Source organism: Thermobifida alba (assembly GCF_023208015.1).
Taxonomy (GTDB): domain Bacteria; phylum Actinomycetota; class Actinomycetes; order Streptosporangiales; family Streptosporangiaceae; genus Thermobifida; species Thermobifida alba.
This window is the reverse complement of sequence record NZ_CP051627.1, coordinates 3,506,682-3,531,773: the sequence shown is the minus strand read 5'-3', so window position 1 is coordinate 3,531,773 and position 25,092 is coordinate 3,506,682. Positions and strand designations below refer to the sequence as shown.

At 71.1% G+C, this 25,092-nt stretch carries 24 protein-coding genes, 1 tRNA gene and 1 pseudogene; 13 read left to right on the top strand and 13 right to left on the bottom strand.

Going from position 1 to position 25,092, the window contains the following annotated elements; translation table 11 throughout:
- Positions 1-50 precede the first annotated feature (50 nt).
- The 3 genes from FOF52_RS15545 to FOF52_RS15535 all read left to right on the top strand — a co-directional run bounded on the left by FOF52_RS15545 (position 51) and on the right by FOF52_RS15535 (position 3,325).
- Positions 51-1,226, top strand: a complete 1,176-nt coding sequence (locus tag FOF52_RS15545; RefSeq protein ID WP_425265553.1) for a lanthionine synthetase C family protein — start codon at positions 51-53, stop codon at positions 1,224-1,226.
- A gap of 31 nt (positions 1,227-1,257) precedes the next feature.
- Positions 1,258-2,166 (top strand): thiopeptide-type bacteriocin biosynthesis protein, encoded by a 909-nt coding sequence (locus tag FOF52_RS15540; RefSeq protein WP_083948133.1) that lies wholly within the window; start codon positions 1,258-1,260, stop codon positions 2,164-2,166.
- Positions 2,167-2,311: 145 nt separating this feature from the next.
- Entirely contained in the window at positions 2,312-3,325 is a 1,014-nt protein-coding gene (locus FOF52_RS15535; protein ID WP_248590667.1) for a hypothetical protein, read from the top strand.
- Between the two features lie 137 nt (positions 3,326-3,462).
- Here FOF52_RS15535 and FOF52_RS15530 read toward each other — a convergent pair whose 3' ends face one another.
- The 4 genes from FOF52_RS15530 to FOF52_RS15515 are packed head-to-tail and all read right to left on the bottom strand — an operon-like array spanning position 3,463 to position 5,248.
- A complete protein-coding gene (locus FOF52_RS15530; protein ID WP_248590666.1) occupies positions 3,463-3,666 on the bottom strand; it encodes a DUF397 domain-containing protein in 204 nt (67 codons plus the stop codon).
- Positions 3,667-3,677: 11 nt separating this feature from the next.
- Positions 3,678-4,139 carry a DUF5753 domain-containing protein gene (locus tag FOF52_RS15525; RefSeq protein WP_282574074.1) on the bottom strand — a complete coding sequence of 154 codons (462 nt, stop codon included), beginning with the start codon at positions 4,137-4,139 and terminating at the stop codon, positions 3,678-3,680.
- A gap of 31 nt (positions 4,140-4,170) precedes the next feature.
- Positions 4,171-4,380, bottom strand: a complete 210-nt coding sequence (locus FOF52_RS15520) for a DUF397 domain-containing protein (protein WP_248590664.1) — start codon at positions 4,378-4,380, stop codon at positions 4,171-4,173.
- Between the two features lie 13 nt (positions 4,381-4,393).
- Complete coding sequence (locus tag FOF52_RS15515) at positions 4,394-5,248, bottom strand: helix-turn-helix domain-containing protein (protein WP_248590663.1); 855 nt, start codon at positions 5,246-5,248, stop codon at positions 4,394-4,396.
- 165 nt (positions 5,249-5,413) lie between these two features.
- Here FOF52_RS15515 and FOF52_RS15510 point away from each other — a divergent pair, with 165 nt between their 5' ends.
- Entirely contained in the window at positions 5,414-6,049 is a 636-nt protein-coding gene (locus FOF52_RS15510; RefSeq protein ID WP_248590662.1) for an ATP-binding protein, read from the top strand.
- On the top strand, positions 6,046-7,119 hold the full coding sequence (locus FOF52_RS15505; RefSeq protein ID WP_248590661.1) for an aminotransferase class III-fold pyridoxal phosphate-dependent enzyme: 1,074 nt from the start codon (positions 6,046-6,048) through the stop codon (positions 7,117-7,119). Before FOF52_RS15510 ends, FOF52_RS15505 begins: the two co-directional genes overlap by 4 nt.
- Before the next feature lie 857 nt (positions 7,120-7,976).
- On the opposite strand, the gene FOF52_RS15500 is transcribed toward FOF52_RS15505, so the two are convergent.
- Positions 7,977-8,052, bottom strand: a tRNA-Lys gene (locus tag FOF52_RS15500).
- 454 nt (positions 8,053-8,506) lie between these two features.
- On the opposite strand from FOF52_RS15500, the gene FOF52_RS15495 reads away from it, so the two are divergent.
- The 3 genes from FOF52_RS15495 to FOF52_RS15485 all read left to right on the top strand — a co-directional run bounded on the left by FOF52_RS15495 (position 8,507) and on the right by FOF52_RS15485 (position 11,482).
- Positions 8,507-9,256: an RDD family protein gene (locus FOF52_RS15495; RefSeq protein ID WP_248590660.1), complete on the top strand. Its 750-nt coding sequence runs from the start codon at positions 8,507-8,509 to the stop codon at positions 9,254-9,256.
- Positions 9,257-9,405: 149 nt separating this feature from the next.
- Entirely contained in the window at positions 9,406-10,245 is an 840-nt protein-coding gene (erm, locus tag FOF52_RS15490; RefSeq protein WP_248590659.1) for a 23S ribosomal RNA methyltransferase Erm, read from the top strand.
- Positions 10,246-10,402: 157 nt separating this feature from the next.
- Positions 10,403-11,482 (top strand): ArsO family NAD(P)H-dependent flavin-containing monooxygenase, encoded by a 1,080-nt coding sequence (locus FOF52_RS15485; protein WP_248590658.1) that lies wholly within the window; start codon positions 10,403-10,405, stop codon positions 11,480-11,482.
- A gap of 67 nt (positions 11,483-11,549) precedes the next feature.
- Here the strand turns inward: FOF52_RS15485 and FOF52_RS15480 are convergent, their stop codons facing one another.
- The 7 genes from FOF52_RS15480 to FOF52_RS15450 all read right to left on the bottom strand — a co-directional run bounded on the left by FOF52_RS15480 (position 11,550) and on the right by FOF52_RS15450 (position 19,045).
- Complete coding sequence (locus FOF52_RS15480) at positions 11,550-12,707, bottom strand: MFS transporter (RefSeq protein WP_248590657.1); 1,158 nt, start codon at positions 12,705-12,707, stop codon at positions 11,550-11,552.
- A gap of 276 nt (positions 12,708-12,983) precedes the next feature.
- A complete protein-coding gene (locus FOF52_RS15475) occupies positions 12,984-14,588 on the bottom strand; it encodes a solute symporter family protein (RefSeq protein WP_248593885.1) in 1,605 nt (534 codons plus the stop codon).
- Between the two features lie 5 nt (positions 14,589-14,593).
- The gene (locus FOF52_RS15470; RefSeq protein WP_248590656.1) at positions 14,594-14,944 is read right to left on the bottom strand and encodes a DUF485 domain-containing protein; all 351 of its coding nucleotides are present in this window, start codon (positions 14,942-14,944) and stop codon (positions 14,594-14,596) included.
- A 273-nt stretch (positions 14,945-15,217) separates the two neighbouring features.
- On the bottom strand, positions 15,218-16,906 hold the full coding sequence (locus FOF52_RS15465) for a sodium/solute symporter (protein WP_248590655.1): 1,689 nt from the start codon (positions 16,904-16,906) through the stop codon (positions 15,218-15,220).
- Complete coding sequence (locus tag FOF52_RS15460; protein ID WP_248590654.1) at positions 16,906-17,256, bottom strand: hypothetical protein; 351 nt, start codon at positions 17,254-17,256, stop codon at positions 16,906-16,908. Before FOF52_RS15460 ends, FOF52_RS15465 begins: the two co-directional genes overlap by 1 nt.
- On the bottom strand, positions 17,256-18,050 hold the full coding sequence (locus tag FOF52_RS15455; RefSeq protein WP_248593884.1) for a LytR/AlgR family response regulator transcription factor: 795 nt from the start codon (positions 18,048-18,050) through the stop codon (positions 17,256-17,258). The genes FOF52_RS15460 and FOF52_RS15455 overlap by 1 nt, the downstream gene beginning before the upstream one ends.
- Positions 18,050-19,045 (bottom strand): sensor histidine kinase, encoded by a 996-nt coding sequence (locus tag FOF52_RS15450; protein WP_248593883.1) that lies wholly within the window; start codon positions 19,043-19,045, stop codon positions 18,050-18,052. Before FOF52_RS15450 ends, FOF52_RS15455 begins: the two co-directional genes overlap by 1 nt.
- Before the next feature lie 312 nt (positions 19,046-19,357).
- Here FOF52_RS15450 and acs point away from each other — a divergent pair, with 312 nt between their 5' ends.
- The 5 genes and pseudogenes from acs (at position 19,358) to FOF52_RS15430 (ending at position 23,710) form a co-directional block, all read left to right on the top strand.
- On the top strand, positions 19,358-21,328 hold the full coding sequence (gene acs, locus FOF52_RS15445; RefSeq protein WP_248590653.1) for an acetate--CoA ligase: 1,971 nt from the start codon (positions 19,358-19,360) through the stop codon (positions 21,326-21,328).
- A 386-nt stretch (positions 21,329-21,714) separates the two neighbouring features.
- Positions 21,715-22,311 (top strand): annotated as a pseudogene (locus tag FOF52_RS22180) (hypothetical protein); the annotation flags it as partial.
- Positions 22,312-22,516: 205 nt separating this feature from the next.
- Complete coding sequence (locus FOF52_RS15440) at positions 22,517-23,203, top strand: SDR family oxidoreductase (RefSeq protein WP_282574073.1); 687 nt, start codon at positions 22,517-22,519, stop codon at positions 23,201-23,203.
- Between the two features lie 88 nt (positions 23,204-23,291).
- On the top strand, positions 23,292-23,555 hold the full coding sequence (locus tag FOF52_RS15435; RefSeq protein WP_248590651.1) for a PspC domain-containing protein: 264 nt from the start codon (positions 23,292-23,294) through the stop codon (positions 23,553-23,555).
- Complete coding sequence (locus FOF52_RS15430) at positions 23,552-23,710, top strand: hypothetical protein (RefSeq protein WP_248590650.1); 159 nt, start codon at positions 23,552-23,554, stop codon at positions 23,708-23,710. Before FOF52_RS15435 ends, FOF52_RS15430 begins: the two co-directional genes overlap by 4 nt.
- Here FOF52_RS15430 and FOF52_RS15425 read toward each other — a convergent pair whose 3' ends face one another.
- Positions 23,711-25,069 (bottom strand): MFS transporter, encoded by a 1,359-nt coding sequence (locus tag FOF52_RS15425; RefSeq protein ID WP_248590649.1) that lies wholly within the window; start codon positions 25,067-25,069, stop codon positions 23,711-23,713.
- Positions 25,070-25,092 lie beyond the last annotated feature (23 nt).

The window sequence follows — 25,092 nt, the reverse complement described above, 5'->3', positions numbered from 1 at the left end:
CGCTGGCCGCGGCCAGCGCTGTTGCCTCACGCCTGGTCGATCCGTCCGTAATCGGTAGTCGTGGCGTCGCTTCAGGGGGGAGAGGACGTCGGCGTCCCCAGTCACTGGCCGGGGGAGCGGCGGGAATCGCCCTGTTGCACATTGAACGCGCCTATACCGGCCATGGTGACTGGACGACCGTGCACACATGGCTGTCCGCTGCCGTGCACGAGGAGTTGAGCGCTGGTCCCAACGCCGGACTGTACTTCGGAGTTCCCGCCTTGGCGTTCGTGATCCGTGCCGCCGCAGGCCGGTCCAGCAGGTACAGGCATGCTCTCACCCAACTCGACACCGCCATCACGGCCATGACCCGTCATCGCCTCAGCCAAGCCCACACCCGCATCGACCAGGGAATCCGGCCCCGTATGGCCGAGTTCGATCTGGTTCGCGGCCTGACCGGTCTCGGCGTCTACCACCTGCTACGCCACCCCGATCATGAGATCACACAGGCCGTGCTGGCCTACCTCGTCAGGTTGACTGAACCGCTTCCGGAGCACGCCGACGACCTACCGGGATGGTGGACCGACGTCTCCCTCAACGGTGATCCTGCACCGGACTTTCCCGGAGGCCACGGCAACCTCGGCATGTCACACGGCATCGCGGCCCCGCTGGCACTGCTGTCACTGGCTGCGCTGAAAGGAATCACAGTCGAAGGGCACACCGAGGCCATCGGTCGTATCTGCGCCTGGTTGGACGTATGGCAGCAGGAACACCCCTGCGGCCCGTGGTGGCCGGGATTCGTCACCCGTGAACAGGCCCGTCGAAAGCACGTAGAGGCATCCAGCCGCCAACGTCCGTCGTGGTGCTACGGAACACCCGGGCTCGCCAGAGCCCAGCAACTTGCGGGCTTGGCCACTGGTGACCTCGAACGGCAACGCACAGCCGAGGCCGCTATGCTCGGCTGCCTCCGCGACCCCGCGCAGCTCAACCTGCTCCCAGACGCCGGCTTGTGCCACGGCACGGCTGGACTGCTCCAGGCCGCGTGGCGGATGGCGGATGACGCCAGCACACCGGACATCGCACAGGAGCTGCCCAGGCTTGCGGCGCGACTGCTTTCCCAGCTCCCATCCCTGCCCGAAGATGTCGAATTCCTCGACGGGCACGCAGGCGTGGCGCTCGCCCTGCACACCGCTGGAACCGGTACCGCCCCAATCAGCCGTTGGGACGCCTGTCTGCTTCTCATCTGATCGGGAACCGGATGAAAGGACCCCTGAGCGCATGAACCACGCCCCCGAAAGGGTACGGGAAGACGCCCTGTGGCACCAGGTGACCGTCAACTTCGCCGACTACTCCGTGGCCGAACACGTCGGTGCCGTCCACATCGGTCCGATAATGACCGGCGCAGAGACCGCTGGAAGGACCAGGGCATGGTTCTTCGTCAGAAAGGCCCCCTGCTGGCGGATTCGTTTCCTGGTAGCACACGGCACCGGCCAGGAAACAGTGGTTTTCCTCCACGAAAGACTCGACGCGTTGCGAGACGGCGGTCACATCGCCGGCTGGGCCCCAACCATCTACGAGCCGGAGATACACGCCTTCGGCGGTCCGTTGGGCATGGAGTTGACCCACCGTCTCTTCCACGTCGACAGCCGACACGTCCTCGCCTACCTCGGCCGTCAGGACGTCCCGCCCACCGGCCACGGCGACCAGCGGCGCGAACTGTCTGTTCTGCTGTGCAGCATGCTGATGCGCGGGGCAGGACAGGACTGGTACGAACAAGGAGACGTCTGGGCACGCGTCGCCGGAATCCGTCCGGATCCTCCCGACATCCCTGCGGAGCGGATGAACAGGTTGGAAGCCGACTTACGGCGGCTGATGACCGTGGACGCAGGCCCCACAAGCCCTCTCCTGCGCGAGAACGGACCGCTGGCTTTTCTGACCGAATGGGCTGTCGCTTTCGCTGAAGCCGGTCAGAGACTAGGTGGCCTTGCTCGAAACGGTCTACTCACCCGCGGATTACGAGCCGTCCTCGCTCACCAGATCATCTTCCACTGGAACCGGCTCGGCCTGCCATACACCGTGCAAAGCCTGATCGCCCACACCGCCAAGACAGTAGTCCTGGATCGTGACGAATGGCCTACCACTATGACGCCGCTGAGACTTCCAGGAGCCCGCGGTGACAGGAAGTGACGCCACCACGGCGGCCCCCGCACACAGTGCCACCCCGGACAGCAGGCACCAGAGACGTGAAGAAGTACACCCCATTGAGCTGTTCGCTTCCCGTTTCCCGCTCGTCGCTCGCCCTCGCCCGGTCTGCACTCCTCTTGCCCAGCGCGTGGCGGACCTGTGCGACCGGGCCCGCGCAGCCGAACGGGACAGCGACTTGGCCGCTGCCTCAGCCGTACACAACCTGGCAGCGCTCCTCGCTTCGGACTGCGGTCTGCCAGATCTGGCCCGGCAGTGGTGTCATCGGCACGCGAACGTCTACCTCCGCGCTCACCCTCTGGGGGCCCAAGCGGCACGTCATGCCCTCGAACCACTGATCAACCTCGCCCGCCTCCACATCCGTGACGGCCGGGGCGGGTGCGCTTCCGACCTCATCGACACCCTCTACACCGCGGTCTCCTCCTGCGCCAGCGCCACTGTCGACAGCGTCGAGCTCCCCGCTCGCCTCACCGACTCGCGAGAGGCGCACCAGCAAGTACGCCGTTGGCTGTGGGCGGTCATGCTGGCCACCACTTCCAGAGCACTCGCCACGGCCGGACTCTGGCAGGAGGCCTACAAACGCCTGCGTGACCACCGGGGCATCGGCCGCCGCATGCTCGACGGCCGCCAGGTCGCCGTCATCGCTCACGCCGCATCCGGAGACGGCGACGGGGCCCTCGCTCTTCTGGAAGACACCGAGCCAGGAGAGCCCTGGGAGAACGCCGTGACCGCCTGCCTCACCATCCGGTGTCGACGCAGCGGTTCAGACGACGCGGGTCTGGGGCCCTTGCTGGACCTGTACTACATGCTCGACACCTCGGCGCCGGGCCTGGCGGTCTTCCACACCCGGCTGGGCCTGTCCTTCATCGATGCCCTCGGCACTGCCGACAATCCCCATGCATACCGGATCGCCGCCGGCCTCATCCGCCGCACCGCTGCTTCACAGGACGGATACGCCGCCCGCGACCTACTCGACCACGGCGGTTGCCGCAATCTCCTGACCTCCGCCCAAGCGCAGGAACTGAACGCCCTGGTCGACACGTGCGCGCTCGGCCGCGGCACACTGCCCGCAGCTTTGCTGGACGACCTCACAACCGCACTGACCAGTGCCGAAGAGACCATCACACGCATAGTCAGCCGTTGAGAAGGGGAACGTTGGCTTCCCTGGACGAAGGGCAGGCCTCCTGACCGAGTCCGGCCTCGTGTGTCCCGGGGCGGGAATGCCGGAATACGGGCTGCAAGAAACCCCGTGAGCCCTGAGCGAATGCGGCCTCGGCGGTCTCAGAAGAGTCCGCCGTCGCACAGGGCTTTCCGGAAGGCTGTCCATGCGTCGCGGGTGAAGTGCAGGACCGCGTCTTCGGGGTGTTTGGAGTCGCGCAGCGCCATGCCGCCGGAGGGCAGGCGAGCCGCCTCGACGCAGTTGCCGCCGGCACCTCCGGAGTAGGAGGACTTGCGCCAGATGAGCGGGGAGCCGTCGAGCGTCACTTGTCTGTTCCTTATCTTCCGTATCTGCTGTTCAGCAGGTGTTGGATGCGCTTGGCCGACTCGCGGGGGTCCAGCGCGGTTGCCTGCAGCCGTTCGAAGACTCTGGAGAAGGGCTGGGTCTCCTGTTCTGCTTCGAGGTAGAGCGCGCCGACCCGGTACTCGATCAGCACGACATCTCCGAAGGTGACGTTCTCCAGCAGGCTGGGGAACTTCATGATGACGAAGGAGCCCTCGCTGGCCGTGTGCGCTCCGGATTCGAACGGCAGGATGCGTGCGTCGACGTTGGGAAGCTCCATCCGTTCCAGCAGGAACTTGAGTTGTTCGCGCATCACGTCGGTGCCGCCGACGCTGCGGTGCAGCGCGGCTTCGTTGACCACCACGTTGAAGGCGAGCGGAGGGTCGTCGGTGAGCCGCTGCTGTCGCCGCATCCGCACGGTGACCCGGCCTTCGATCTGGTCGGGGGACCTGCGCAGTCTGCGTCAGGTCCCTTCTCCGGTAGGGCGGTCAGGCGTCGAACTCGCCGGTCTTTACGCTTGCGAGGAACGCTCCCCATGCTTGCGTGGGGAACAGGAAGCCGCCGAGGTGGCGGTTCTGGCTGTCGCGAACAGCGTGTTGACCGTCGGGAAGGTCGGCGATCTCGACGCAGTTGGCGGCGGCGGTGGAGTAGTTGGACTTACGGAACAGGGGTTCGTAGTCGGTGGGGAAGAGGTCCATGGAAGTCGGCTCTCTAGGAAGACTGTCTGAGCAGGCCGCTCAGTAGCTCGATGGATTTCTCCGGCGGAAGCGCCCTGCCGCAGGCGTGGGTGAACATGGTGCGGTACAGGGCTACGTCTGCTTTGTCTTCAAGGTAGGCGCTGCGTGCCGCTGACTCGGTGTAGACGATCGAGAGATCGAAGTCGCCTGCGAAGTCGAGGAGGGTGAACGACGGTCCCAGCGCACCGTGCAGGCCCGACCGCAGTGGCATGACCTGGAGGGTGACGCGGTTGGCTGCCTCGGCCACGTCGATCAGGTGCTGGATCTGAGCTCGGGCGACCGGTGTGTCGACCAGGCGCTGCACCACGGCTTCCTCGATAACGAACGAGACTTCGGGCGGGGTGTCGCGGTCGAGGATCCGCTGGCGCTGCATCCGCGCCTCCACCCTGCGCTCGACCTCGCCGGCAGTGAGGAACGGGTAGGTGCGCAGTAGCGCGGCGGTGTACTCGGGTGTCTGCACCAGGCCGGGAATGACGGCGGGCTCATAGCTGCTGATCTGGGAGGCCTCGTCTTCGAATGCGGGCAGTGCACCATCGAGCGCGTCGCCGTACTCCACCCACCAGCCCCGCTTCTTGGCGTTGCGCATGAGGTCTTCCAGGGCGGTGCGCCGCTGCGGGTCGGTGACGCCGTAGAGGTCGAGCAGGGCGCGCAGGTCTGTGAGGTTGCCGCGGGTCCAGTGGCCGTTCTCCAGGTTGTGCACCTTGGTCTTGGCCCAGTCCAACTCCTCCGCGACCCGGTCGAGGGTGAACTTCGACGCCTCACGCAGTGACCGGAGTTCACGCCCGAGTTGCCGTTTGCCCACGGTTGGCATCACCGGTTGCCTCGCCACACCAGCCTCCCTTGCTTCTGTGTCGATCATAGATCTTCACACCAAGCTCCGAACGGGACATATCGGAAACATTGAACAGTGACTTGAAAACTATGAACTTCCTAGTTCAAGATTCTAAGTGAACGAGTTCCTTGTTGCGCCGTCTTTTGAGGTGCCTCTTCCCGAGTGGGTGAGCTGATGTCACACCGGGCCCGCATCCCCGAGTCGCTGAGCAGTTCCGAGCACAGCCCGATGACTGACTGGTGGCTCCCTCCTCCCTGGGTTGAGGTGGACCTCACCGGTCTTTCAAGGGCGCAGCAGATTGCATACGCCTTCGTTGAAGGCGTCATGCGGAAGCTGGGACTCGACGCGGACACCGCCCACAACGCGGGCTGGGCCAGTTCCGAACTCGTCGGCAACGCCATCCGCCACGCCACACGACCTCACCGGCTCCGCCTCCACGGAACAACGGGAAAGAGCATCACCGTGTGTGTCACCGATGGGCTTCCCAGTCCTGTCGACATCCAACTCCACGCCGCCTCTCCGCTTGAGTTGGGCCTGGACGACATCGACGCTCTGCCTTTCGACGCACCGGAGATCGAACACCGACGCGGGCTCTCCACCGTCGCGGCGATCAGCCAAGGGCGACTGGGCTGCCTGATAGCACCGGGAGAGAAAGGCGTGTGGTTCATGCTGCCCATCCTGGACAGCGCCGTGCTGGCCCCACAGCAGGTCGAGAGCCTCCTCAAAAGTTTGGACTGCCCTCCCGTCACATGGGCTGTCTCTCCTGCCACTGCCGTCGGTTTGGGGAGTCGGCCATGACCCTGAAGACACGCCCCGCCGAGCAGCGGCGGGTGGCTGCTGGTGGGGACGGGGCCTGTGTGTGCACCGTGGACGGGCGGTGGCTGCTGGATGCCACCGCCGCCGGTGACCGGGTGATTTTGGGCTATGGCTGGGATCCGCTGCGTGCTCTGGCCCGTACCGCCCGGCTGCCGCTGCTGCCCGAGGGGTACACGGCCCTGGCCGAACTGCTGCTGGTTGCGGACCTGCACGCCGTGACCGGGATGGCGCACGCGGTCCTGGTGGCCTCCGGGACGCGGGCGGCCGACAGCCTGGCCCGCATCGCCGCCACCGGCCCCGGCGGGCAAAGCGGTGCACTCGTGCACGTCGTGTTCGACCACGGCCCGGCCCGCCTCCGCCTCACCGGAAGCAGCAGCCGGGACGCATCCGCCGTGCCGGCCCCGGTCACCACAGGAGATCTGGTGGAGCGGGTGCGCTGGGCCATCGACCGCGCACACGCCACCGGCACACCGGTCCAAGGAATCGTGGTGCGCCTGCTGACCGCCGTGCCGCCCGAGGTCGAGACGATGCGAAAGCTGCGGGGACTGTGCGACGAGTACGGTCTTGTCCTGGCCTGGGACGAGACCCCTGTGGGTCTGGGGCGTTCCGGGGCGCTGACCCTGCTGGGCGGCCTGCCCGCTGATGCGCGCCCCGACGCGGCGGCTTTGGGCGACAGCCTGGTGGCCGGCTACGGCGCCTGCGGCGTCCTCCTGGCCGCCCCGCGCCTGGCCGCCGCCGTCGAGCACGCGGCCGACCACTGTCCCGACCAGGATCCGCATCCTTTCGCCGCGAGCGTGGCCGCCGAGGTCCTGCACCACCTCACCGGCCACGCGCTGAGCGCGCAGGCCGCCAAGGCCGGGGCCTTCCTCGCCGACCAGATCGAACGCCGCCTGGCCGACCGCATCCACACCACCCGCTACGGCTTGGACCTGCAGGTGGTACCGCTGGCCACCGACACCGCCCCCGCACCCCCGGTCGAGGCGGTGGTCGCGGCGGCCGCGACCGCGACCTGCTCCTGGGCCTTACCCACGGGCAGACGGGCCTGCGCCTGACCCCGCCGCTCACCAGTACCAGCGAACAACTGGAGGCCATCGCCGAGCACCTGGCCGCAGCCTTCGACCACGCCTGCGCCGAGACGGCGCACGGCGGCCGCTGAACCCCCGACCCGAGAAAAACCAAGACCCCGGCAGGCGCAGCAACCGCCTCCGGGGCACGGCCTCCGACCTGAGAGCACAGGTGGTGACATGGCACAGCGTATCGGTGCTGCCCGGCATCGGAAACCGAAACCGCCAGGTCCGTTCTGGCGGGCCTGCCAGTGGCTGGGCGCACTCCTGCGACACCTCTTCGTCAACGAACCCGCCGCGACCCAGCAGCCCCGCCCAAGAGCCAGGACCCGGGCAGCGGACATCGCAGCCGAAATCCGACAGCCCACGCCGGTGCGAGTCCCGCGCGGCCGCGTTCCTTCCGCGACGGTCGAGGGCGCCCCGCCCATCCAGCGACCGGTCGAGAAGCCGGGCCAGGACCCGGCAGACCACCAACTCGCCGCACTGATCCGCCAGTGGGCCGCCCAGCGCGACCACCAAAACCCTGCTCCCGGCCCCGGGCCGAACAGACAGCCCTACCGGGGACGCCACCGCGGAACCGAACCGGCCGCGGTTCCCACCCCCCGCCGATCCGCGGGCGTCGAAGACGACGACCCCGGACCACTCGTCCGCCCCTACCTGATCGCGGCAGAACAGGGCACATGGATGGCCGCTGCCGGTTGCCTCCGATGACGTGGAGAACCCGCGAGTAAGGGGTCGGCCCGCGCGGACGTTGGAGGTGCGAACTTAAGAGCCGACACGGAGCCGACACAGCGCGAAACCCCAGGCCGCGGAGCCGACGAAACCGGCTCTGACCTGGGGTTTTGTGGTGGGCCACCAGGGGATCGAACCCTGAACCCGCGGATTAAAAGTCCGCTGCTCTGCCAGTTGAGCTAATGGCCCGCGTGCCGCACCGCCCAGGGTGCCATACACGTCCCTTAAGCGTAACGGGTTTTCGGGCCGGATGCGGCATCCGGGGGCGTAAGACCGGGGTTGTGCCTTCCGAAGAGGAAGGTCAGGGCACGGCGGCGCCACGCGGTCCCACCTGGCCGCATGCGGTCAGCGGCGTTGGACGCCGGAATCGTGAACGTTACGGTGGGGAGCGCGCCGACTCCCGCGCCGGCTCCCGCGAAGACGGCGCGGGGACGGTCCGGAGAGGACACCGCCCACTGTCCGGGCGGGGCGCCGAACACCGCGGCGGTCCCGGTCACGCCCGGCACCGCCGCGACGCCCGGGTCCGCCCCGGGGGCGCCACCGGCCGGGGACGACCACCGCGGTTTCGAGTCGGCCGCCCGCGCCGCCGCACCCCGTGAACGGCGGACCGCCCCTCACCCCGAGAACACAGGGAAAGAAACCCGTGCATCCCCAACAGCCCACACCGCCGCCCCCGCCCGGGGACGGCGTACCGCAGTTCACCCCGCCGCCTCCGGCCCCCCACCCGCCGGGACCGCCCGCGGCGGCCCACCCCCGGGTCGTGGCGGCGCAGACGCCCCCGGACCGGCTCTACCAGGTGCCGTCCCCCGCGCCGGGGCATCCGCCGGTGCTGCCGCTCGCCGACCCCTTCATGCGCCTGCTCGCCCGCATCATCGACGGATTCGTGGCGTTCTTCTGCAACATCGTGGCCGGACTGGCGGCGACCGCCGGCCTCCTGCTGCTCAACGGCGGCGACATGGACAACGCGCCCCTGTGGCAGGCGCCCATCCTGGTGGGGGCGCTGGTCGGTTCGGGGTTCTGCTACGAGTGGCTGATGGTCCGCGCGGCCGGCCAGACCGTCGGCAAGCGCCTGCTGGGCCTGCGGATCGTCGACGCCGCCGACGGAGGCCGCCTCCCCTCCGGGCGGGCCGCGCTGCGGGCGCTGTGCTACTCCCCGAGCATCTACTATCCGATCAGCTGGTTTCCCGTGCTCGCCCAGCTCAACGTGCTGTGGATGCTGTGGGACCGGCCGGGGCGGCAGTGCCTGCACGACAAACTCGTCAAGACCGTGGTCATCGACGAGAAGCAACTCCACGCCCTCTACCCGCCGCAGCCCCCGGCCTTCCCCCCGCACCCGCCGCACCCGTACGGCGGCCCCCACCCGCAGTACCCGCAGCCGCCGCACGGCGGCTGACCACGCGGTCCGGGCGGCGGAAAAACGAGGTGCCGCCGCCCCGGGGTCCTGTTACGATGCCTCGCATGGGTGCATTCGCAGCATCCGGGTCCCACGCCGGTGCGGCGCCTCACGCTGCCCGGCTCCACCTGCCACGCGGAGCCACACCCATGTCCTCTCCTTCCCGTCACGGCGGACGCCACGAACTCGGTCAGAACTTCCTCACCGACCGGGCGGTCATCGCCGACATCCAACGCCTCGTCGCCGCGACCCGCGGGCCGATCGTCGAGCTCGCCGCGGGCGACGGCGCCCTCACCGTCCCCCTGGGCCGGCTGGGCCGCCCCGTCACGGCCGTCGAACTCGACCCCCGGCGCGCCCGGCGGCTGCGGCGGCGCGTCACCGGGAACGTCACCGTCGTCAACGACGACCTGCTGCGGTTCCGGCTGCCGAACGTCCCGCACGTCGTCGTCGGCAACCTCCCGTTCCACCTCACCACGGCCGCGCTGCGGCGCCTGCTCGCGGCGCCGCACTGGCGCACCGCGGTCCTGGTGGTGCAGTGGGAGGTCGCGCGCCGCCGGGCCGGGGTCGGCGGCGCGACGCTGCTGACCGCCTCCTGGTGGCCCTGGTACGAGTTCGCCGTCCACGCGCGGATTCCCGCCCGCGCGTTCCGGCCGGTCCCCTCGGTCGACGGCGGCCTGCTCACCGCCACCCGCAGACCCGAGCCCCTGGTCGCTGACCGGAAGGGGTACCAGCGGTTCGTGTCCCGGGTGTTCACCGGGCCGGGCCGCGGCCTCGGCGAGATCCTCCTCCGGACCGGGCAGGTTCCCCGTCCCGTGCTGCGCGGCTGGCTGCGCGCCCACCGGGTGTCCCCGCACGCGCTGCCCAGGGACCTCACCGCGCGGCAGTGGGCCGACCTGTGGACGCGGGTGCGGCCGGACGCGGACCCGGCCGGGCCGCGGCCCAGGGGTTTGACGGCCTCGCGGCGGGATGGTCATATCGAAGAATGGTGATCTCCGCTGGTCGAGGCGGCGACGAAGCCGTGGTCGAGCTGTCCGGCGGCCCGCTGCGTGCCCCGGGGCGGACCGGCCTGTGCCACCCGACGACGCCGTTGGAGCCCGGGCCGCGGGGCCGCCGCGCCCCCGGCCGGACGCGCGGCTCCCGTCGGCCGTGCTGACGCCGGAGCCCGGGGAGTACGACGTCGTCGTGGTCGGCGGCGGCCAGGCGGGCCTGGCCGCCGGGTACTTCCTGCGCCGCTCCGGCCTCACCCACGTCATCCTCGACGCCGAGCACCGCCCCGGCGGGTCCTGGCAGCACTACTGGGATTCGCTGCGGCTGTTCTCGGCCGCCGAGCACAGCCCGCTGCCCGGCTGGTGGATGCCGGAGCAGGAGGGGGAGGAGTATCCGACCGCCGACCACGTGGTGCGCTACCTCACCGCCTACGAGAAGCGCTACGCGCTGCCGGTGCGCCGCCCGGTGCGGGTGACGGCGGTGCGCCGCGCCGGGCGGCGGCTGGCCGTGGAGTCCGACGCGGGGACGTGGCGGGCGCGTGCCGTGGTGAGCGCCACCGGGACCTGGCGTGCCCCGTACGTCCCGCACTATCCGGGCCGCGACGTCTTCGCCGGAAGGCAGTGGCACACGGTCGACTACCGGCGTCCCGACCCGTTCGCGGGGCAGCGGGTGCTCGTCGTGGGCGGCGGCAACTCGGCGGCGCAGATCCTCGCCGAGCTGTCGCTGGTCGCCGACACCGTGTGGGCGACGCTGCGTCCGCCCCGCTTCCTCCCCGACGACGTGGACGGACGGGTGCTGTTCGACGCCGCCACCCGGCAGTTGCGGGCCCGCGCCGCGGGAGCGGACGGCGACGGCGGGACGGGGGAGCAGCCCGGTGGCATCGTGGTGGTGCCCCCGGTGCGGGAGGCGCGCGAGCGGGGCGTGCTGAAGGCCGAACCGGTGTTCGCGCGGCTGACCGAGCGCGGGGCGGTGTGGCCGGACGGAACCGCCCACGACTTCGACGCCGTGCTGTGGTGCACCGGGTTCCGCCCGGTGCTGGACCACCTGGCGCCGCTGGGGCTGCGCGGCCCGCACGGGCGGATCGCCACGGAGGGGACCCGCAGCACGGCCGAACCGCGGCTGCACCTGGTGGGCTACGGCGACTGGACCGGTCCGGCGTCGGCCACGATCATCGGCGCGGGCCGGGCCGCCAGGAACGCGGTCGCCGAGATCACCGCGGCACTGCGGGCGGACCCCTGACGCTCGGCACCGGTCCGCGACGGCACGGGGGACGCCGGGGCCGGTGGGCGGGGCCGCGGCGGCGCCGTCAGCGGCGGGAGGGGAGCGACCACGCCGCCAGGACGGTTCCGGTCGCCGTGACCGCCGCGAGCAGGACGAAGAGTGCCGGATAGCTGCCGAGGAGGTCGGCGAGCAGCGTGCCCGCCCCGGGGCCCAGGGCGATGGCGATGGTCGCCGGGGTGTGCAGGACACCGCTGAGGGTCCCGTAGCGGGCGGTTCCCCACCGGTCGCTGACGGCGGTGGCCTGGAACAGGATGAACAGTCCGCGTCCGGCGCCCGCCAGCGCGGAGACGGCGAACAGCGCCGCGGCCGGGCCGGGGACCGCGGCGAACAGCAGAACGGTGGACGCGCAGAGCGCGAGGACGGCGACCGAGCAGGTGCGGACGCCGGTGCGCCGGTGCAGCGGGCCGTAGGCGATCCGGCCGAGCAGTTGGCCGAGTCCGCCGACGCTCAGCACCCACGCCGCGACGCCCGTGTCCTGGCCGCGCTCGGCCAGCAGCGGCACCAGGTTCATCGGGACCGCGTAGGCGCCGAAGGCGGCCAGGGCCAGTGCGCCGGTCAGGGCGACGAAGGCGCGGCTGCGCAGGACGGAGCGGACGGTGTCGGAGTCGGGTGCGGCCTCTTCCGGCGGGGGAGCGGGGAGCGGCGGCCAGGGGAGGCGCAGCGCGAGGGCGTGCAGTGGCACGGCGGTGACCAGCAGGGCCGCCGCCAGCACCAGGTAGGTGCCCCGCCAGCCCAGCCAGTCTTCCAGGGCGGCGGCCAGGGGCGCGAAGATCGTGCTGGCGAGCCCGGCGGTCAGGGTCAGCGTGGTCAGCGCCCGTAACCGGTCGGGGCCGTGCCAGCGGGTGAGCGCGGCGAACGCGGGGGAGTAGGACAGGGCGGCCATCGTCGAGCCCGCCACGAGCCATCCCGCGGCGAAGCACCACAGGTCCGGTGCGAGCGCGACGACGACCAGGGCGGGGGCGGCGACGGCGGCGCCGAGGGTCATGACCACGCGCGGGCCCCGCCGGTCCAGCCACCGGCCCACGGGGATTCCGGTCACCGCCGCCACGACCTGGGAGAGGGAGAACACGACCGTGGTCGCCGCGAGCGGCCAACCGGTGTCGGCGGTGATGGGCAGGGCCAGTACGGGGAAGGCGTAGTACAGCACGCCGCGGCTGAGGGTGACGGTGACGCACAGGGCCACCAGGGGGGCGGTACCGCTATGGGAGAGTCTGTGAGCTGGGCTTATCGCATAAGAGTAATCTCCCGATTGCATAGGGTAATTTGACCACGGGTTGGCGTGTCGAGGTGGCGGTTCGCGAAACTTCGTCTCTTCGGGGCGCCCTGGTCCACCGTCGCGATCATGTCCCCGGAGTCACACTGCGCGTCGGGCATGGCCCTGGTGTCAGAACAGACGGTCGGGAAAGGGAGACCGCCCCGGAGGGGAGGAGGCTCCGGGGCGGTCTCGTGTTGTGGCTGGTCAGTGGGAGACGGCTTTCTCCGCTCCGGCGCCGGTGAGGGACCGGACCTCCATCTCGGCCTGCTTCTTGGCGTCGTGCTCCTTGGAGAGCACGGTGCCGAGCCAGCCGAGGAAGAAGGCCAGCGGGATGGAGACCAGACCCGGGTTGGACAGCGGGAAGAACGCGAAGTCCAGGTCCGGGAACATCGCCTTCTCCGAGCCGGACACCGCCGGGGAGAACACGATCAGCGTGATCGTGACGATCAGACCGCCGTAGATGCTCCACAGCGCGCCCTGGGTGTTGAAGCGCTTCCAGAACAGCGTGTAGAGGATGGTCGGCAGGTTCGCCGAGGCGGCGACCGCGAAGGCCAGCGCCACCAGGAACGCCACGTTCTGCTCCTTGGCGAAGATGCCGCCGACGATGGCCACCGCACCGATCACCAGGGAGGTGATCCGGGCCACCCGAACCTCGCTGCCGGGGGTGGTGTTGCCCTTCTTCACCACGTTGGAGTAGACGTCGTGCGCGAACGACGCCGACGCGGTGATGGTCAGGCCCGCGACCACCGCGAGGATGGTGGCGAAGGCCACCGCGGCGATGAAGCCGAGCAGCACCGGGCCGCCCAGGGCCAGCGCCAGCAGCGGAGCCGCCGAGTTCACGCCGCCGGGGGCCGACGCGATCTCCTCGGCGCCCACCAGCGCGCCCGAGGCGTAGCCCAGCACCAGGGTGAACAGGTAGAACAGGCCGATCAGGCTGATCGCCCAGACCACCGAGCGGCGCGCCTCCTTGGCGGTGGGCACCGTGTAGAAGCGCATCAGCACGTGCGGCAGGCCGGCGGTGCCCAGCACCAGCGCCAGGCCCAGCGACAGGAAGTCGAGCTTGGTGAGCGCGTTGACGCCGTACTGGGCGCCGGGGGCCAGCAGCGCTTCGCCCTTGCCGCCCTCCATGGCCACCGCGTCGGCGAGCAGGGAGGAGAAGTTGAACCCGTACATGCCCAGCACCCACAGGGTCATCCCCGCCGCGCCCGCGATGAGCAGCGCCGCCTTGATGATCTGCACCCAGGTGGTGCCGCGCATGCCGCCGACGAGCACGTACAGGATCATCACGACGCCGACGGTGGCGATGATCGCGTTCTGCGCGGCTTCGCCCTCGATGCCCAGCAGCAGGTTGACCAGCGCGCCTGCACCGGCCATCTGGGCCAGCAGGTAGAAGAAGGAGACCGCGAGGGTGGAGATGGCCGCCGCGGCGCGGATGGGACGCTGCCGCATGCGGAAGGCCAGCACGTCGCCCATGGTGAACTTGGCGGTGTTGCGCATCAGCTCGGCGACGAGCAGCAGCGCCACCAGCCAGGCCACCAGGAAGCCGATCGAGTAGAGGAAGCCGTCGTAGCCGTTGACGGCGATGGCGCCGCAGATGCCGAGGAAGGACGCGGCGGACAGGTAGTCGCCCGCGATCGCCAGACCGTTCTGCGCGCCGCTGAAGGACCGGCCGGCCGCGTAGTAGTCGGCGGCGGTCTTGGAGTTGCGGCTCGCCCGGAACACGATCACCAGGGTGATCAGGACGAACGCGGCGAAGACACTGAAGTTGAGGGCAGGGTTGACGGAGTCCAGGACCTGCGCGAACTGCATGTCGGTCACTTGTCCTCACCTTCGATCTCGTGACGGATCTTGTCCGCGATGGGGTCGAGGCGACCGCCGGCGTAGCGCACGTACAGGCCGGTGATGACGAAGGTCGACACGAACTGGAGCAGGCCGAAGACGAGGCCGACGTTGATGTTGCCGACGAGGCTGATCGCCATGAAGTCGGACGCGTAGGCGGCGACCAGCACGTAGAGCAGGTACCAGACGATGAAGAAGGCGGTCATCGGGAACACGAAGACGCGCAGCCGCCGGCGTAGTTCCGCGAAGTCGGGACTGGCCTGCACCGCCTCCCAGTCGGGTTCGGGGCGCTGTCGGACGGGTTTTCCGTACTCGGTATGGGTCACGGGTGGACCTCCCCAGCAGTGAGGATGTGCGGGAGAACACATGTGGCTTGCGCCACAGTAGGCGTGCCGGGGTAGGGGCGATAAGACCCGGAAGCTCGAAGGACGAGAGGTGCGACGAGGCGCACGACCAACGGTCGACGAACGGCATACGAACGTGCCGCAGCGGTCCGCAGCGGTGGGACCACCCCCGGTCGCCGTCGGGGAGGCGGGCGCACAGGGGTGCGCAGGGCCGTGGCGGCGGGGGCTCCCGCAGGAGTGGACGCCCGCCGGGCCCTAACGGTTCGGAGGATCGCTGCGGGGAGGCTCGTCCAGGTGCAGGCGGAGCATCGCGGTCCGCGACCACGGCGGAGCCTGGCCGCGCAGTGAGACCACCACCATCGTGGCGAACGCGAGCGGCACCGTCCACGGCGCCGGCTGGGTGATGAGGATCGCCTGCCAGCCCTCCAGCGGGGGGCCGAACAGCGCTGCCGCGATCGCGCCCAGCGTACTCGACAGCCCCACCAGCACCCCGCTGACCGCCCCCGCCTTGGTCAACCGCGGCCACCAGATGCCCAGCACCAGCAGCGGGCAGAACGTCGACGCGGCCACCGTGAACCCCCAGGTCACCAGCATGCCCGCGGCCAGCGGCGCGGACGGCAGCGCCAGCAGCACCAGCGCGGCCGCCGCCAGCAGCACCGTGATGCGCAGCCGGCGCAGCCCCCCGGGCAGCAGGTCGTAGGAGATGGCCCCGGAGATGACCAGCAGCAGCCCCACCGAGGTCGCCAGGAACGCCGCGAACGCGCCCACCGCCAGCAGCGTGGTCATCAACACGCCCACCCAGTCGCCCGACACCTGGGACGGCAGCGCCACCACCACGGTGTCGGTGACCCCCGACAGGTACAGTTCCGGCACCAGCACCCGGCCCAGGGCCCCGTAGACGCCGGGGAACAGGTAGAAGACCCCCAGCAGCGCCACCGTGAACGCGGCGGTGCGCCGCGCCGAACGCCCGTCGGGGCTGGTGTGGAACCGCATGAGGACGTGCGGCAGCCCCATCGTGCCCAGCGCGGTGGCGGTCAGCACCGCCAGGGTCGCCAGCAGCGGGTACCCGTAGTCGCTCAGGTTGAGCAGCGGGCGGTGCCACCGCTCGCCGCCCGGGACGCCGCCGCCGGCCACCTCGGGCACGGGCGCCCCCTCCGGGAACACCAGGGTCTGCTCCGCGGCCACGGGCACCTCGCCCGGACCGAGCACCGCCTCGGTCCCGTCGGGGGAGCGCACCGTCACCTCCTCGGACAGCGTCAACGTGACGCCCACCTGGAACTCCACGGCGGTCTCCGCCGGGAAGCGGGTGAACTCCACCGGGTGCACGGCCGCGTGCCGCACCTGCGGCCCCACCACCACGACCAGCCACACCGCGGGCACGATGAACAGCAGCAGTTTCACCAGGAACTGGAACGCCTGCACGTAGGTGGCGGCGCGCATGCCGCCGAGCGCCAGCGTCGCGCTCACCACCACGCCCGCGATGACCACGCCCACCCAGTAGGGCAGGTCGCTGACCGTGCTGAGCACCAGCCCGGCGGTGCGCAGCTGCGGCACCAGGTAGAGCGCCCCGATGACCAGCACCACCGCCGCGCTGAGGCGGCGCAGCCCCGGGGAGGCCAGCCGGGCCTCGGCGAAGTCCGGCACGGTCAGCGCCCCCGAGCGGCGCATCGGCGCGGCGACCAGGATGAGCATCGCGATGTACCCCGCGGTGAACCCCACCGGGTACCACAGTGCGCCGATGCCGTCGCGGACCACCAGGCCCGCCACGCCCAGGAACGACGCCGCCGACAGGTACTCCCCCGACACCGCCGCGGAGTTCAGCAGCGGCGAGACCCGGCGCGAGGCCACCAGGAAGTCCGAGGTGGTGCGCATGGCGGCCACCCCGTGCAGCCCGATCAGCAGGGTCACCACCATGACGGCGGCGACCGAGACCAGGGCCGCCATCAGCGCCGCTCGATCCGTTCGGCCCGGTGCAGCTGCCAGAAGGCCAACGCGGCCAGGGTCGGGTAGGGCAGCACCGCCAGCATCAGCCAGGACAGCGGGATGCTCCACAGCCGGACCTCGTCCAGCGCCGGCCAGGCGGCGAAGACCAGCGGCAGTCCCGCCAGCGCCGCCATGCCCGCCACCAGGGCGAGCAGGCCCTGCCCGCGCTGCTTCCGGTAGAGCACGGCCGCGCGTTCGGCGTCGTCGGGGTCCAGCCTCGGCACCCGCCACCGGCCGCGCGCCCTGCCGCGCAGGTGCGCGAGCCGGGTCTGCGGGCTCGTCACCGCCACCCGCTTGGGTCGGTGCGGCATCACGCCCCCCGCTCGGAGCCGTCGAACATGCCGGTCTGGGCCGCGCGGAGCAGCTGCTCCCGCAGTTCGCGGGCGTGGCGGCGGCTCACCGGGACGTCTCCCAGGTCGGTGTGGGCCAGCAGGCCGCCCGCGGAGTCGCTGCGCAGTTCCCGGATCGCGCCCAGCGCCACCAAGTAGCCGCGGTGCACCCGCAGGAAACCCGAGTCCGACCAGTACTCCTCCAACCGGGAGATCGGCATCCGCACCAGGTGGACGCCGTCGGGCGTGTGCAGGCGCACGTAGTCGCCGTTGGCCTCGACGAACCGCACGTCGCTGCGGCGCACGTAGCGGGTGCGTCCCGCCGTCTCCACCGGCAGCACCGCCATCGCGTCCGGCCGCCGCACGGGGCTCGGGGACGCCGGGGAGCCGCCGGCCGAGGCCATGCGCACCACCTTCGTCAACGCCGTGGCCAGCCGTTCCGCCCGCACCGGTTTGAGCAGGTAGTCCACCGCGCCGATGCCGTAGGCGGTGACCGCGTGCTCCTCGTGCGCGGTCACGAACACGATCACCGGCGGCTCGCTGAGCTTGGCCAGCAGCGAGGCGAGCTCCACTCCGTCGAGTCCGGGCATGGAGATGTCCAGGAACACCGCGTCGAACCGGTCGCCCTGGATGCTCCGGAGCGCGCTGATCGGGTCGTCGGCGGCGACCACCTCACCGACCTCCGGCGCCGCGCGCAGCAGGCGGCACAGTTCGGCCAGCGCCAAGGGGACGTCGTCGACCGCAAGCACACGTAGGCCGTTGGGGGAGGGCAGCATCACGGCATCACTCCTGGCTGGAATCTGGGGACGCGCACGACCACTCGGGTGCCCGCGTCCACCGCGGTCTCCACGACAAGTCCGTACCAGGGACCGTAGACGTGACGCAGTCGACGGTCCACGTTCGCCAGCCCCACGCTGTCGGAGCCGCCCCGGCCCGCCAGGATGGCCCGGGCGTGCTCGGGGTCCATGCCCACGCCGTCGTCCTCCACGCTGATCACGCAGTCGTTGCCCTCGGCCTCTCCGGTGACCTGGATCAGCCCGGCGCCCGCCCGCGGTTCGATGCCGTGCCGGACGGCGTTCTCCACCAGCGGCTGCAGCACCAGGTAGGGCACGGCCACCCCGAGGACCTCGGGGGCGACCCGGACCTGGACGCGGAGCCGGTCGCCCAGCACCGCCCGCTGCAGGGCGAGGTAGGTCTCGATGGCGTGGAACTCGTCGGACAGCGTCGTGTAGTCGCCGCGCTGGGCGAGGCTGTAGCGGGTGTAGTCGGCGAAGTCGAGCATCAGCTCGCTGGCCTGGTCCGGGTCGGACCGCATCAGCGAGGAGATCACGGTGAGCGCGTTGTAGACGAAGTGCGGGGAGATCTCGGCGCGCAGCGCCCGCAGCTCGGCCTGTTCGGCGCGGTCCACGGAGGCTTCCATGCGGCCGCGCTCCACCGCGTCGGCGACCCAGGCGGCGGCCTCGCGCACCGCGGAGCGGCGCACCTGGCCGACGACCACCAGCGCCCCGGCGAGTCCGTCGCCCGCGTACACCGGGACCGCCACCAGGGGCGGGCGGTCCTTGGCGGTCTCGCCGTGCAGCACCTGGTCGACCAGTGCGGAGACGGCGTCGGGGTCGGCGGTGCGCCCCGACCACACCAGGGTGCCGGACAGGTCGGCCAGGCCCAGGCCGGTGACGTTCAGCAGCCGCCGCAGCCGCCGCGCGGCCCGGCGGGCGCCCGGCCCCGAGAGCCCGTCCTTGAGGTCGGCCACGACGGCGCGTGCGGTGCGCAGCGTGTGCAGGGGGTCGTGGCGTGCTCGGGTCCGCCACGGCCTGGACGGCTCCCGGCGGGACGGTGGACCGGCCGACGGTTCTTGGGACGGCCTCAGCATCGATATGACCGGCGACTCCCGTGAGACGGATATGTCAAGGTAAATACTAGTTTGTGACCGGCCGCAGGGGGAGTCTTCACCGACCGTTCGTCCCGTTTCAACGACTTTCCGTCGCGAGAAACCCGCACTTCGCCGCACCACCTGTTTCCTATGAAACACCTCACGCCCTACGGTGGGGGACAGTAGCGTGCATCACACCGGTCAGGAGTTGACATGGGCGACGAAGTGCTGGCGAATCTGATGCAGCAGAGCCAGGTCTTCCCTCCCGACGAGGCGTTCGCGGCACAGGCCAACGCCACCGCGGACCTTTACGCCGAGGCGGAGGCCGACCGGGAGGCCTTCTGGGAGAAACAGGCCGAGCGGCTGCACTGGGAGACCCGGTGGAGCCAGGTCCTGGACTGGTCCGGCGCACCGTTCGCCAAGTGGTTCGTGGGCGGACGGCTCAACGTCGCCTACAACTGCGTGGACCGGCACGTCGCGGACGGCCACGGCGACCAGGTCGCCATCCACTGGGTGGGGGAGCCCGGCGACACCCGCGACATCACCTACGCCCAGCTGAAGGACGAGGTGTGCAAGGCCGCCAACGCGCTGTCCTCCCTGGGGCTGCGGGCGGGCGACCGGGTGGCCATCCAGCTGCCGATGATCCCCGAGGCGATCGTGTCCATGCTGGCCTGCGCCCGGCTGGGCCTGGTGCACAGCGTGGTCTTCGGCGGCTTCTCCCCGGCCGCGCTGCGCTCCCGGGTCGAGGACGCCGACGCCAAGGTCGTCATCACCGCCGACGGCCAGTACCGGCGCGGCAAGGCCGTCCCGATGAAGGAGAAGGTCGACGAGGGGCTCGCGGGCGTCGACACGGTCCGCAACGTCATCGTGGTCCGGCGGACCGGCATCGACGCGCCGTGGACCGAGGGCCGCGACCTGTGGTGGCACGACCTGGTGGACTCCCAGTCCACCGAGCACACCCCCGAGGCCTTCGACTCCGAGCACCCCCTGTTCGTCCTCTACACCTCGGGCACCACCGGAAAGCCCAAGGGCATCCTGCACACCTCCGGCGGCTACCTCACCCAGGTCGCCTACACCCACCACGTGGTGTTCGACCACAAGCCGGGCCAGGACGTCTACTGGTGCACCGCCGACATCGGCTGGGTCACCGGGCACAGCTACATCGTCTACGGTCCGCTGGCCAACCGCGCCACCCAGGTCGTCTACGAGGGCACCCCCAACACCCCGCACGAGGGCCGCCACTGGGAGATCGTGCAGCAGTACGGGGTGACGATCTACTACACCGCGCCCACCCTCATCCGCACCTTCATGAAGTGGGGCGAGCAGATCCCCGCGGGCTACGACCTGTCCTCGCTGCGCCTGCTGGGCAGCGTCGGCGAGCCGATCAACCCCGAGGCGTGGCTGTGGTACCGCAAGCACATCGGCAACGGCTCGCTGCCGATCGTCGACACCTGGTGGCAGACCGAGACCGGCGCGATCATGATCTGCCCGCTGCCCGGCGCCAGCGCGCTCAAGCCGGGCTCCGCGCTGCGGGCGCTGCCGGGCCTCAGCGCCAAGGTCGTCAACGAGAAGGGCGAGGAGGTCCCGCGCGGCTCCGGCGGCTACCTGGTGCTGGACCAGCCGTGGCCGGCGATGCTGCGCGGCATCTGGGGCGACGAGGAGCGCTACCGCGACACCTACTGGGCGCGCTTCGCCGACCTGGGCTTCTACTTCGCCGGCGACGGCGCCAAGTACGACGACGACGGCGACATCTGGCTGCTGGGCCGGGTCGACGACGTGATGAACGTCTCCGGGCACCGCATCTCCACCACCGAGGTGGAGTCGGCACTGGTGTCGCACCCCACGGTGGCGGAGGCCGCCGTGGTGGGCGCCTCCGACCCGACCACCGGGCAGGGCATCGTGGCGTTCGTGATCCCGCGCGGCGGCGTCGCCCAGGACGAGGCCAGCGGCGAGGAGGCGATCAAGGCGCTGCGCGACCACGTGGCCAAGGAGATCGGCCCCATCGCCAAGCCGCGGCAGATCATGGTGGTGCCGGAGCTGCCCAAGACCCGTTCCGGCAAGATCATGCGCCGTCTGCTGCGCGACGTGGCCGAGAACCGCGAGATCGGCGACGTCACCACGCTGGCCGACTCCTCGGTGATGGACCTCATCGCCAAAGGGCTGCGGGGCGGCAAGGAGGAGTGATCTGAGCTGACGGTCGGACGGGGCGTGCCGGGCAGGGGCCGGCGCGCCCCGTCGTCGTGGGATCGGGGCGTGGCGCTCCGGTGAAGAATCCGTGAATTCCTCCTGGGTGCGGTGACCGACTGTGGACGCTGCGGAGGTTTCTGCGAACACTGGGAGGCCCCGTCGGCAACCGGCCACCGAAGCAGCAGTGCCCCGGCGACACAGGAACCCTGATTGTCGGTGAACGATCCCCCTCGCCCACCGCGGACAGCCCCGCTCCGGGCCTCCCCGCCGCCCCCGGGCACGGCCGGAGGCGGCGCTGGAGCTCCCTGCCCCTCCTGAGCGCGCTCGGCATCGCCGGAACCCTCCTCACGGAACTGGGGGATCAGCTCCCCGGCGACAACTGGATGTGGAGCGTGCTCGTCCTCGCGGCCGGCGCGGTGCTCACGGTCGTCTTCGACCTCGTGCTGTCCCTCCGGGACGACGGCGGGGAGTCCCGGCCCGGGACCCGGTCGCCGCACCGCGTCCCCGGCCGCGTGCTCCGTGAGGAACTGCCGCCGCCCAGCGAGCACTTCACCGGCCACACCGAGACCCTCGACGAGATCGTGCGGCTGTTCCGCCGCTTCCCCCGCGGACGTGCGCGCTGGCGGACCAGGGTCCGCTCCCGTTTCACGCGCACCGCCGCCTCCCCCCTGGTCGTCGTGGTCACCGGAGAGGGCGGAACGGGCAAGACCGAGCTGGTCAACCAGGTGATCAGCCGGATCGAGGACCGGTTCCCCGACGGCAAGCTGGAGTTCCAGCTCTACGGCGAACCGGCCGAACCGCGCGACCAGAGGTACCGGGGGCTGGCACCGGCACGGCACACCCCCCGACGGCCCGAGCGGGTCCTCGCGCAGCTGCTCGCCCAGATCGGCGCCCCGCCCCACCCCGACCTGCCGCTGGACGAGCTGCGGGGGCAGTGGCGCACCCTCACCCGGAACCACCGCCTGCTGCTCGTGCTGGACAACGCCAAGGACTTCGCCCAGGTGGAGCCGCTGCTCCCCAAGGGGGCGGGCTGCGCGGTCCTCATCACCAGCCGGAACTCGTTCGCCGACAGCACCGGCTACACCGTGCGGCGGTACCCGCTGGACCGGCTCCCCGTGGCGCAGGGGGTGCGGCTGCTGCGCCGCCTGATGGGCGACGCCGCGGCGGCCCCCCGCGTCGCGGGGAATCGGCCGCGCGATCGCGATCCGGTTGGCGGAGGAGGGAGCCGACGTCGTCGTCAACTGGCACCGCGACGCCGAAGCCGCCGCCGAAACGGTCCGGCGGATCACCGACAGGGGCGGGAACGCCGTGGCGGTCCGGGCGGACGTGGCGGTCCGGGAGGACGTGGCGCGCCTGTTCGCCGCGGCCCGGGAAGCGTTCGGCGGCGTCGACGTGGTGGTCGGCAACGCGGGCCACAACATCGTCGGCGCCACCGCCGACCTCGACGAGGCCGAGTTCGACCGGGTGATCGCGGTCAACGTCAAGGGGATGTTCCTGGTGCTGCGGCAGGCCGCGGCCACGGTTCGCGACGGCGGCCGCATCATCATCGTCTCCAGCGGCAACACCCGGGCCACCCTCCCCGCCACCGGCGTCTACGCGGGCACCAAGGCGTTCGCCGAGCAGATGGGGCTGGCCCTGGCCAAGGAGCTGGGACCGCGCCAGATCACCGTCAACTCGGTGCTGCCGGGGCTCACCGACACCGAGGGGGTGCGGCCGGACATCCGCGCCAACGCGGAGGAGGTGATCGCCATGACCCCGCTGGGCCGCATGGGGCGTCCGGAGGACATCGCCGACGTCGTGGCGTTCCTCGCCGGGGACGACGCGCGGTGGGTCACCGGGCAGCGGATCGGGGTCTCCGGAGGGCTGGCCTGACGTTCCCGGCCCCCGTCAGGGTCGGTTCAGGGACGCTCCAGGGTGCTTCCCGATGGGAAAACCCGCCTGTAGCGGGCACGCTCGAAGTATGAACGAGAACCTCTCGAAGAAGAAGACCCTGCGACGCAGCAACAGCAACCGGATCCTCACCGGCGTGTGCGGCGGCATCGGCGAGTTCCTCGGCGTGGACGCCAACCTCGTCCGGCTCGCCTTCGCCGTCTTCACCCTGCTGGGCGGCAGCGGTGTCCTGGTGTACCTCATCGCCTGGCTGGTGATTCCGGAGGAGGGGGCGGGCTCCTCGGTGCTGGAGCACATCATCCGCACCTTCCAGGGCAAGGAGTCCAAGCTGTGAACTGGACCCTGCGCGCCCTGTCCGGACGGGTCTCCCGGCTTCCCCGCGACCTCTTCCAGCGGGCAGGGGAGCCGGGGGACACGACCGGAGCACCGGAGCGGTCGGAGTGCGCGTACCGACGGGACCGGCCGGAGGAGCCGGCCGACCGCCGCTGATCACTCGGGGTCGTGCATCATCTTCACGGCGCCGGCGGACAGGCGGGACCAGGGCAGGGCCAGGGCCGCGGCGCCCGCGGTGCCCACGACACCCGCCACGGTGACCACGAGGTGGGTGCCGACGTACTCCACCATGAGGCTGGCCACCGCGATACCGACCCCCTGGGCGACCTGGAGTCCTGCCGCCACCAGCCCGAACGCCGTGCCACGGCCCACCGGGGGCGCGCACAGCACGAAGGTGGCGTTGGCCACGAACTGGTAGGACGCGGCCATTCCGGAGACCACCAGGAGCAGCACCATCGCCCACAGTGGCGGCTCCAGCACCCACACCGTCAACGGGAACGACGCGACCACCGCCAGCAGGCCCAGCAGGCGGGTGCGCACCGGGGGCGGAACCATGCGGGTCAGCGGCAGGCCGCCGAGGACCGCCCCGATCGCCGGGGCCGCCATGACCAGTCCCGCGGTCGCCGGACCGCCGCCGATCTCGGCGGCCATCGGGGTGGCCACCCCGTAGGGGACGATGTAGCACCCGGCGAGCCAGGCGAGCAGCGCCAGGGTGCGCAGCCGGGGGTCGGTGAAGACCAGACGCGGGCCCTCCCGGGTGATCTGCCACAGGGTGGGGCGCTCGGACTCCCGGGCCGCGGGAGCGGGCCTCGGTCGCACCCACAGCGCGACGATGGCCGCCGAGGCCAGGAACGCCAGCCCGTTGCAGAACACGGCGAAACGCGCGTCGACGAGGGCGATCACCACGCCCCCTAGGGCCAGCCCCACCAGGGACCCCGCCTGGGAGGTGAGGTTGATGAGGGTGGAGCCGGCGACGAAGCGCTCGCCCTGGGCGATCTGGGTCAGCAGCGCGGCCCGCGCGGCGCCGAAGGGGATGGTCGGCAGCACCGAGCAGAACAGCAGCAGCCAGATGACCGCCAGCGGCAGTCCGGGGACGCCGATGCACATGACCAGCGCGGCGCGCACCACGTCGCTGGCGATCATGACGCGGCGGCGGGGCAGCAGGTCGGCCAGTCCCGACAGCAGCGGCCCCGCGATCAGCGGCGGCAGGAAGGTCAGCGCCAGGGTCAGGCCGGCGGCCAGGGCGGAGTCGGTGCGCTGGTACACGAGTACCGCGACGGCGATGTTCAGCAGGTAGTTGCCGGTCATCGAGAGGGCGTGGGCCAGCCACAGCGCCCGGAACTCGCCGAGGCGGAGCACGTCGCGGTAGCCGTTGCGCCAGTCGGAGCGGGGGGTCTCGACGGTCTCGGCGGCCGTGGGAGGATCGGGAACCTCGAAGGCGGGCAGTCGTTCGTGCCGCCCGTCGCTCTGTCGTGGAATGCCGTGGCCGAAGCCGCCTGCCCGCGGATCACGCACTCTTCGCCGACCCCTCACGTTCA

Coding starts and splice junctions, on each gene's coding strand:
- FOF52_RS15540 (WP_083948133.1), top strand. CDS start 1,258: ATGAACCACGCCCCCGAAAGGGTACGGGAAGACGCCCTGTGGCACCAG.
- FOF52_RS15520 (WP_248590664.1), bottom strand. CDS start 4,380: ATGGACCTCTTCCCCACCGACTACGAACCCCTGTTCCGTAAGTCCAAC.
- FOF52_RS15505 (WP_248590661.1), top strand. CDS start 6,046: ATGACCCTGAAGACACGCCCCGCCGAGCAGCGGCGGGTGGCTGCTGGT.
- erm (WP_248590659.1), top strand. CDS start 9,406: ATGTCCTCTCCTTCCCGTCACGGCGGACGCCACGAACTCGGTCAGAAC.
- FOF52_RS15475 (WP_248593885.1), bottom strand. CDS start 14,588: ATGCAGTTCGCGCAGGTCCTGGACTCCGTCAACCCTGCCCTCAACTTC.
- FOF52_RS15465 (WP_248590655.1), bottom strand. CDS start 16,906: ATGGCGGCCCTGGTCTCGGTCGCCGCCGTCATGGTGGTGACCCTGCTG.
- FOF52_RS15460 (WP_248590654.1), bottom strand. CDS start 17,256: ATGCCGCACCGACCCAAGCGGGTGGCGGTGACGAGCCCGCAGACCCGG.
- FOF52_RS15455 (WP_248593884.1), bottom strand. CDS start 18,050: ATGCTGCCCTCCCCCAACGGCCTACGTGTGCTTGCGGTCGACGACGTC.
- acs (WP_248590653.1), top strand. CDS start 19,358: ATGGGCGACGAAGTGCTGGCGAATCTGATGCAGCAGAGCCAGGTCTTC.
- FOF52_RS15435 (WP_248590651.1), top strand. CDS start 23,292: ATGAACGAGAACCTCTCGAAGAAGAAGACCCTGCGACGCAGCAACAGC.